The sequence below is a fragment of the Polynucleobacter sp. AP-Nickl1-40-C4 genome (genome assembly GCF_035012665.1).
In the GTDB taxonomy this organism is placed as follows: Bacteria; Pseudomonadota; Gammaproteobacteria; order Burkholderiales; family Burkholderiaceae; genus Polynucleobacter.
Window position 1 is genome coordinate 1 of record NZ_JAYGQR010000016.1, and the last position, 7,427, is coordinate 7,427.

General features: G+C 42.3%; 10 protein-coding genes. 5 read left to right on the top strand and 5 right to left on the bottom strand.

Annotated features, from left to right (window positions below):
* Nucleotides 1-304: 304 nt before the first annotated feature.
* The 4 genes from VC182_RS11255 (at nt 305) to VC182_RS11270 (ending at nt 1,772) form a co-directional block, all read left to right on the top strand.
* Nucleotides 305-445, top strand: coding sequence for a hypothetical protein (locus VC182_RS11255; protein WP_216262938.1), 141 nt, complete (start codon nt 305-307; stop codon nt 443-445).
* Between the two features lie 244 nt (nt 446-689).
* Nucleotides 690-1,013 carry a type II toxin-antitoxin system RelE/ParE family toxin gene (locus VC182_RS11260; protein ID WP_323485341.1) on the top strand — a complete coding sequence of 108 codons (324 nt, stop codon included), beginning with the start codon at nt 690-692 and terminating at the stop codon, nt 1,011-1,013.
* Complete coding sequence (locus VC182_RS11265) at nt 1,010-1,321, top strand: helix-turn-helix domain-containing protein (RefSeq protein WP_370623372.1); 312 nt, start codon at nt 1,010-1,012, stop codon at nt 1,319-1,321. Before VC182_RS11260 ends, VC182_RS11265 begins: the two co-directional genes overlap by 4 nt.
* A 103-nt stretch (nt 1,322-1,424) precedes the next feature.
* Nucleotides 1,425-1,772 carry a DUF3024 domain-containing protein gene (locus VC182_RS11270; RefSeq protein WP_072582001.1) on the top strand — a complete coding sequence of 116 codons (348 nt, stop codon included), beginning with the start codon at nt 1,425-1,427 and terminating at the stop codon, nt 1,770-1,772.
* Between the two features lie 170 nt (nt 1,773-1,942).
* Here VC182_RS11270 and VC182_RS11275 read toward each other — a convergent pair whose 3' ends face one another.
* The 3 genes from VC182_RS11275 to VC182_RS11285 all read right to left on the bottom strand — a co-directional run bounded on the left by VC182_RS11275 (nt 1,943) and on the right by VC182_RS11285 (nt 3,837).
* Nucleotides 1,943-2,755 (bottom strand): lipid A biosynthesis acyltransferase, encoded by an 813-nt coding sequence (locus VC182_RS11275; protein WP_323485342.1) that lies wholly within the window; start codon nt 2,753-2,755, stop codon nt 1,943-1,945.
* A gap of 145 nt (nt 2,756-2,900) precedes the next feature.
* Nucleotides 2,901-3,410 (bottom strand): hypothetical protein, encoded by a 510-nt coding sequence (locus VC182_RS11280; protein WP_323485343.1) that lies wholly within the window; start codon nt 3,408-3,410, stop codon nt 2,901-2,903.
* Nucleotides 3,411-3,471: 61 nt separating this feature from the next.
* Nucleotides 3,472-3,837, bottom strand: a complete 366-nt coding sequence (locus tag VC182_RS11285; RefSeq protein ID WP_323485344.1) for a hypothetical protein — start codon at nt 3,835-3,837, stop codon at nt 3,472-3,474.
* 230 nt (nt 3,838-4,067) lie between these two features.
* On the opposite strand from VC182_RS11285, the gene VC182_RS11290 reads away from it, so the two are divergent.
* Nucleotides 4,068-5,396, top strand: coding sequence for a carbohydrate porin (locus VC182_RS11290; RefSeq protein WP_323485345.1), 1,329 nt, complete (start codon nt 4,068-4,070; stop codon nt 5,394-5,396).
* A gap of 196 nt (nt 5,397-5,592) precedes the next feature.
* Here VC182_RS11290 and VC182_RS11295 read toward each other — a convergent pair whose 3' ends face one another.
* Both VC182_RS11295 and VC182_RS11300 read right to left on the bottom strand, forming a co-directional pair.
* Entirely contained in the window at nt 5,593-5,904 is a 312-nt protein-coding gene (locus VC182_RS11295) for a helix-turn-helix domain-containing protein (protein ID WP_323485346.1), read from the bottom strand.
* 65 nt (nt 5,905-5,969) lie between these two features.
* Entirely contained in the window at nt 5,970-7,199 is a 1,230-nt protein-coding gene (locus tag VC182_RS11300; RefSeq protein WP_323485347.1) for a sensor histidine kinase, read from the bottom strand.
* Nucleotides 7,200-7,427: the final 228 nt, after the last annotated feature.

Here is a 7,427-nt window from a genome sequence, read left to right on the forward strand (position 1 = left end):
CAGTTTGGCTAAGGTGTTGATAGGTCATGGCTACTTTGACTTGCAGGTCTAGAAGCTTTGGATACTAAAACATCCTTAGCCTCCTTAACTAGTTGTTCAAAGTTGCACTTCGTAGTTGAATCCACCAATTCTTTATCGCGCCGCAAAAATAGAAATCCTCATAGCGTTTTTTAGTACGAAAAATCATTATTAGAACTAAAGTACTACCCACACTTGGCAAGAAAATTGACTTAGGACAAGTTTTTCTAATTGGCACAAGCAGAGTATTGACTCACTGCTAACAACATAATTGTGAGAGAAGAAAATGGGGATAAAACATTTAGTTGTCGGGTTTGTTATTGGATTGTTTGTAGGTGTCGTAAGCGCATCAACATTAGAGGTTGGCAAAATTGGCTTTACTAAAGATGGGGTGATTACCTACCTAAATCAAGCTTGCTCAAATTAAGAACAGTTTTCTCGCAGTAACCATCTTTGCCCGCAGAAGTATGCGGGCATTTTTTTGATCTTATTACAACGGAACCTTATCCGTCAGCACCAAATAAAAAACCACCCGAAGGTGGTTTTGGTCTTTCTTGGTGGCCCGGGGCGGAATAGACCAGGGCCGAGGATGTTTAATTCCGCCTCTAGACTGTTGCTTTAAAAGACAATTTACTCTTGCTCAATGTTAACAAATTTGTTAACATACACGGATGAGCTATTCCATCCTTTATTACAGCGAGCAGGTTCAAGAAGACATTATGAATCTTCCCGACACGCTTCAAGCTCGCTATATTGGATTGACCACTCGAATGATTGAGCATGGGCCGAATTTAGGCTTGCCTCATACGGATTCATTTGGCGGCGGCTTATTTGAATTAAGACTTAAAGGGGCTGAAGGTATCGCCCGAGTTTTCTTTTGTACGATGGTGGAGAGAGAAATAGTGATGCTCCATAGCTTTATTAAGAAGACTCAAAAGACGCCTGAGAAAGAATTAAAGATTGCGAAAGCACGTATGAAGGAGTGGAAAAAATGACAACACAGAAGAAAACAAAAATGCTTACCCATAAACAAATGATAAGCAAAATGCTTAAAAAGCCAGCTGTAAAAGCCGCAGTCAAAGAACTTGATCGCACTGAATTTGCTATTCTTGATGAGATTCTTACGGCAAGGAAAGAGGCTGGATTAACGCAAGCTCAAGTGGCAAAAAAGATGGGAACACAAACCCCAGCTATTGCTAGATTAGAAAGCTCTCTGGCTACCGGCAAACATTCCCCAAGCCTAACTACCCTAAGAAAGTATGCGGCGGCCTTGGGCAAGAGAGTTGAGCTTCATTTAGTCTGAGGACGTCTATATCCACTGTAATCATTTCACCCATAATTCATAATAGCTATGTTTGAAATAAAATTGATTGATCAGTTTTACTTTCTGGGACAACTAATCAGATATGGCATTTAGCATTGAACAGCTAGGGGATATTGACTATTTGGTCGGGCAGTGGTGTCTGCTTCTGGCTCCACTTGAAATCAAAAAAGATCTTGATTACGATTACGAAATCGATGGCCAGACTGTAAGTGTTTTTGAAGTTCGCCCTTTGTGGCGTGGAAAACCAGGAGAGTTAACTCGACGACCGTTTGTAAAATTTCGGTATATACAGTCTGAGGCTCTGTGGCATATTTATTGGATGCGAGCCAGCGGAAAATGGCAAGCCTATGAGCCAAATCCAATCTCAAAAGATCTCAATGAGGCACTACAAGTTATTGATGCCGATCAATATGGCTGTTTCTTTGGATAACAAGCTTGGGTTAGTCACCCTAGTTGCATTGCCTTGACTATTAGCTACTCCAGAATAAAAAACAAGATTTATAGTGTCGATGCTAACTTTCAAATGAAAAAAGAGAGCTAGAAGCTCTCTTTTTGAATTCTTGGTGGCCCGGGGCGGAATCGACCGGGGCCTAGGATGCCTTACTCTGTGGGAGCCAATTCTGCTCCAGCTGGTCTTTTGTAGCGGTTGTAAGACCACATATATTGATGTGGCTTAGAAAGTATCATCTCTTCAAAATAGTGGTTCATTTCTGTACAGGCATCGACTAGACAATCAGGAAATGCCTCATTCATCAATTGGCTCTTAATGAGCCAGCCCTTTCCTAATCCCAGTCTTTCTGCGCTAACAAAAAGGATTGCTACATTTACTTGGCGAGCCAATTTAATTGGAAATGAGGTTGTATAAGCATATTGATTAAAAAATTTAGCCCACACTCCATCGCCAACGCTAGGCACCTGATCTGCTAATAGGCCAACTACCTCACCTTTTATTAAAGCTCGTTTAATCTGACGAACCCCGCCAAGATTTGCTTCAACAAATTCAATCTCGGTATGTTTTCTTGATTGAAGCATAAGCTCATTAACCCATCTTTTTCGGGCTGGCCTATACATTACTGTTGCTCTTGTATGTTCAGCAAAAATACGAGGCACTATTTCAAAGCCTCCGAAATGTGAAGCAAGAATAATTAAGCCTTTGCCACTTTTGGATAGCTCAATAACTTGATCCAAGTTTTCAATAGTTACTTTATTAATGGAGGATTTTGGATGCCTCCAAATCCATAATGTGTCAGCAAACATCATTCCAGATTCGGCAGCTACCCTCCACGGGGCTGATTTGAATCCCGAATAATGGGCTGCGCTCTGATGATTTTTATATAGGCGTCTTCGATATTTGTAAGAAAACAAGTAAACCAATACACCTGTGCCAGCGCCAATAATTTGAATGGCTGCCAATGGAAGCGAGCTAAAGAGCCGCAATATGAAATACAACATCGGCCATTCTAGACGCTATTAATGAAAAAACCACCCGAAGGTGGTTTTGGTGTTTCTTGGTGGCCCGGGCCAAATCAACCAGGGCCGAGGATGTCTCATCCGATACCTACATTGAGAACAACAATCCTACTGAAAGCCCGATTACCCTTTCGGCACCACTACTTGTGCCATAGGTATAACTAGGACTGAGATACCATCCAACTTTCTTTGTTGTCCAAAGCATAAAATCGGCGACAAAGACTATGCCTGATTGAAGGCTATTATTGGGGGAGCTTGTCTTCCTCCAGATAGCAGGCCCTAAGCCTACACCAAGCTCAATATCGGATGCCAACTCAAATGGTTTTTTAAAGATGATTTGGGCTCCGAGCTCTTTTGGATTGGGTGTACTCAGATACTGCGTTCCCACCTCAATGTCTAATTGATGTTCAATCGCCGTAAATTCAACAGCCAATGAAGTGCCATAGGCTTTTGAACCGTCTACTGTATTTTTCTCCATTGCGGGACCTACCAACAAAATCAGTGTACGGTCATCAATAGACTCTTCCGCACTTACTGCTGAGCTATGAATGCTTGAAGCAAAAGCTAAAGCAAACAAAGCAAGTCTTATTGCTTTCATATATAACCTTAAACAAATTTGGACTGCTCAATCGCAAGAGATTGAGTCCAGGACTATTTGTTTAAGAGTTTCTAGGCGGATACTCGATTTGAGCAGGGAAAAATTCTAAAGATAGGGGTGTCTCAATGGCGTTGTAGCTTTTGAGATCCCGAGCTACTGAAGTATTACTGGATCCCACCATACCAACTACTGAAATGTGATGGCACTGATGGTCGTCATCATGATGGTCTGGGTTACTGGAGCCTGCTTGATCATGATGATCATCGTGAACTATTTGAAATAAGCCATTACTAGATTGATCATCATTCCAAGTAATTTGGACTACGCCCTCCTGAGTCTGATGTGATTGCTCATGAGCCGCCCCCAATGTAGGCATAAAAGCTGTATTGAATATAAAGATGAAGGTAGCAATAGAAAGCAAACGCATTGGCTGATTCTAAGGTATTTGGCGTTTAAGCCACATCTAATGGGTATTTTTCCAATTGAGAGTCATTCTCAATTGTATGCTAAGATGAGAACAATTCTCATTAAGCATATTTGGCATTTCTGATGTTTTTCTCATTTAATACAAACCGCACAGCGTTTATAGGCCTAATTAGTGCCCTTTATTTGGGGGCTCTATCTTGTGCTGTAAGAGCAGAGGCGCCAGTTAGTGACATGCCCACTGTTTTGGCTGAATCGCCCGTAAGTGACTCACCTAAGGTTGATAGCTCAGTTTCTGTAGAGGGCGAAACTGAGCAGTGGAGCATTCATGGGCAATCAACTTATATTGTTCAACAGAAAAATAATTTCAAATCGCCTTACTACGGACAAAACAGCCTTCTCAATAAATCTGAAGGCGGTGGTGGCAAGAGCTACACATTAAGTGCTACAGCGTTCTTAGGGGCAAGACTTTGGGAAGGCGCTGAAGTTTATTGGAACCCAGAGATGTTCGAGGGAACACCTTTTAATGGACAGCTTCTTGGTCTGGGCGGATTTCAGAATGGCGAGCTACAAAAAGGCTCATATGCCCCACCTATTTACTACACCGCTCGTGCGTTTATTCGTCAAACCTTTGGCTTGGGCGGCGGCAAAGAACATATTGAAGGTGGGCCAAATCAGCTTGCGGGCAATCTCGATAAAAATAGAATCGTGGTGTCATACGGTAAGTTCGCAACATTAGATTTCTTTGATCAAAATAGTTACAGTCACGATCCTCGTACACAGTTTCAGAACTTTGCTCTTTTCTCTATGGGCGCCTATGGATATGCGGCTGATAGCAAAGGCTATACCTATGGTGTTGTAGCAGAGTGGTATCAAGATGACTGGATTTTGAAGGCGGCAAGATTAGCGATGCCAACTATTCCGAATACCGCTCAGCTTGACTACAGCATGAGCCAAGACTACGGCAATCAAATTGAATTAACTCATGAACATGAGCTATGGGGTAAGCCTGGCGCAGTAAGGGCCCTGTATTACCAACAACATGCCTATATGGGCAACTACCAAAATGCGATTAATCAGGCTCAGCAGACTGGTGGCACTCCTGATGTAACTGGCGTACGCAGGGGGGCGCAGAGCTCATGGGGCTATGGCTTCAATATTGAGCAGGCCATCAATGATGATGTTGGAGTCTTTGGTCGTTGGAGCTGGAATCCCGGAACTACGGAAACTCAGACTGTAGATATCAGTAGGTCATTATCAGGTGGTGTAAGCATTAAAGGCTCAAGCTGGTCGCGCCCCAAAGATACGCTAGGCATAGGTTATGCAGTCAATGGAATCTCTTCATCGCAGATTGCCTACCTTCAACAAGGCGGTATGGCGGCATTTATTGGTGATGGCGCACTTAGCTATAAGAAAGAACAAATATTGGAAACTTTCTATAGCGCAAAGGTTTATAAAGAGTTATTCATATCTGCCGACTATCAACGGATTGCTAACCCGGCATATAACTCAGCTCGTGGTCCAGTTAATTTCTTTGGCTTAAGAGCCCATATAGAAATGTAATGTCGTTTTAAACGACACCTACAGACATAGGGACGGGAAGCTGGTGCGTCCTTTTAAAGGACAGTTGATAAAAAGGGGCAATAAAAAACCACCCGAAGGTGGTTTTGGTGTTTCTTGGTGGCCCGGGGCGGAATCGAACCAGGGCCGAGGATGCCTGACTCTGTTTTAAATAGTCTTTACGGACTAACCGAAATAGTTATTTTTTTCTTAAAAAGACTGGAATAAAAACATCATCATTTTTAGCATTTATTGATGCCATTCCAGAATGCTGTCTCTCCCCACTATCTAACTCAACATCTAATGCCTTGGCATATACCTCGGCATTAGTTAAGGCATCTTCAAGTACCTGCCTGAATCCCAATAATTCGCCGTTTTCAATGCGCACTAATTCAGAAATACTCATTCCACACAATCCAGCAACCGCAGGCAAAGTTAGGCCACGCCCTTCACGCTCACTGCGAAGGCGTCTGCCAATTTGCTTAAAGGATTGTATTTCTGCTAAGTTCATAAGACCCCGAACGAATAGGTCTCTATAGTCTTCCTCATGAAGACTGGGGACAATTAGCTCATCGGCTAATTAAGAGGCAATTCAATAACAAACTTAGCTCCGCCTCCAACTGCGTCCTCATAATGGATCGAGCCACTATATCTAGTAACAATATGCTTACAGAGCCATAGCCCTAGGCCCATACCAGTCTGCTTAGTTGTGCTTAGCAACTCAAATAGTTGAGATTTAAAGTCTTCTGGAACGCCCGCCCCATTATCAGAAATGCTTAATTGAACTGAATTGTCAGTTTTAAGTGCTTCTATAGCAATACGTCGTTGGAGTGTTCCTGAGTTAGCCAGGGCCTGGGCGGCATTGTTTAGCAAATTCAATATGACTTGTTCAATTTCAGAGGAGTTAACTCTGATCACCAAATCATCATCGACCCGTAATTGAATTTGGATGTTCTTATTCTTAAGCTCAGGTTTAACAATATCTAGAACCTTTGCTATCAAATCACTCAACCGGACTTCTTGAGCATTGGACTCACCCTCAGTAAATATTGACCTGAGAGATCTGACAATTGTTGCCGCCCTCTTATTGTCCTCTTCTAGAGAGTCTAATATCTCTTTGCCCACCCCAGGATTGAGCGCCCCTCGTTCTAATTTCATTTTTAGAAATTGGATATTAAGATTGGAGGCGCCCAGGGGTTGATTTAGTTCGTGGGCGATCGAGGCGGATAATGCGCCAGTGGCGGCCGTCTTGTTGGCTTTCATTAATCCGTAGATGAGTCGCTCTTTTTCTTTTAAGAGCTCGGTAATTTTTTCATTTTCCTCTTTAGTACTTTTAAGAGCATTGGCAATTTGATTTTCTTTAGTGAGCTGTTTTTGAAAATAAAACATTCCCAACGCGACAAAAGTCATGATGTTAGATGCGTAGGTAATCCATCTGAGCCCTAGGGCAAAGGCATCTTCGGTATAGAGGAAGATATTAGTTGGACCATCGCCAGTCAAAATCCGATAAGTCCTGAAAACATTACCGATCAGCGTGAATATGGTTAAAAAGATAATCCAACTCACAATGCTTGGACGATCTTTTTTATAAAATTTTATTAATTCCCATAATTGCCAAACCACCAAGATTTCCTGAGTAATTGTTATTAAGGCGACTCGCTGAAGAAATGTGTCTGGGGTCACTCTTAATGGCTCATACAGAATAGCAACGCCTAAAGGGATTAACCAAAGCAGTAGGGTTTGTATTTTATTAAACGGCTTTTCGCCCCAAGAGCGGTATAAAAACACGAGGGCCAGAGACGACATTAATAACGAGGTATTGGCTATCGTTAAGAGAAACTTATTAACCCATAAGGCAATCCCAAAGTTTAGGCAAGTAAGGGTGTAAAAACATGTACTTAATGGCCAATTGAATCGCTACCAATATCTTAGACACTTCCCAACCTCGCTTGGTACTGCTCTTCAAATCTTACCGGAGAAAGTCCATTGTTGTAACTATGGCGTCTAACCGGGTTGTAAAACATTTCGATGTAA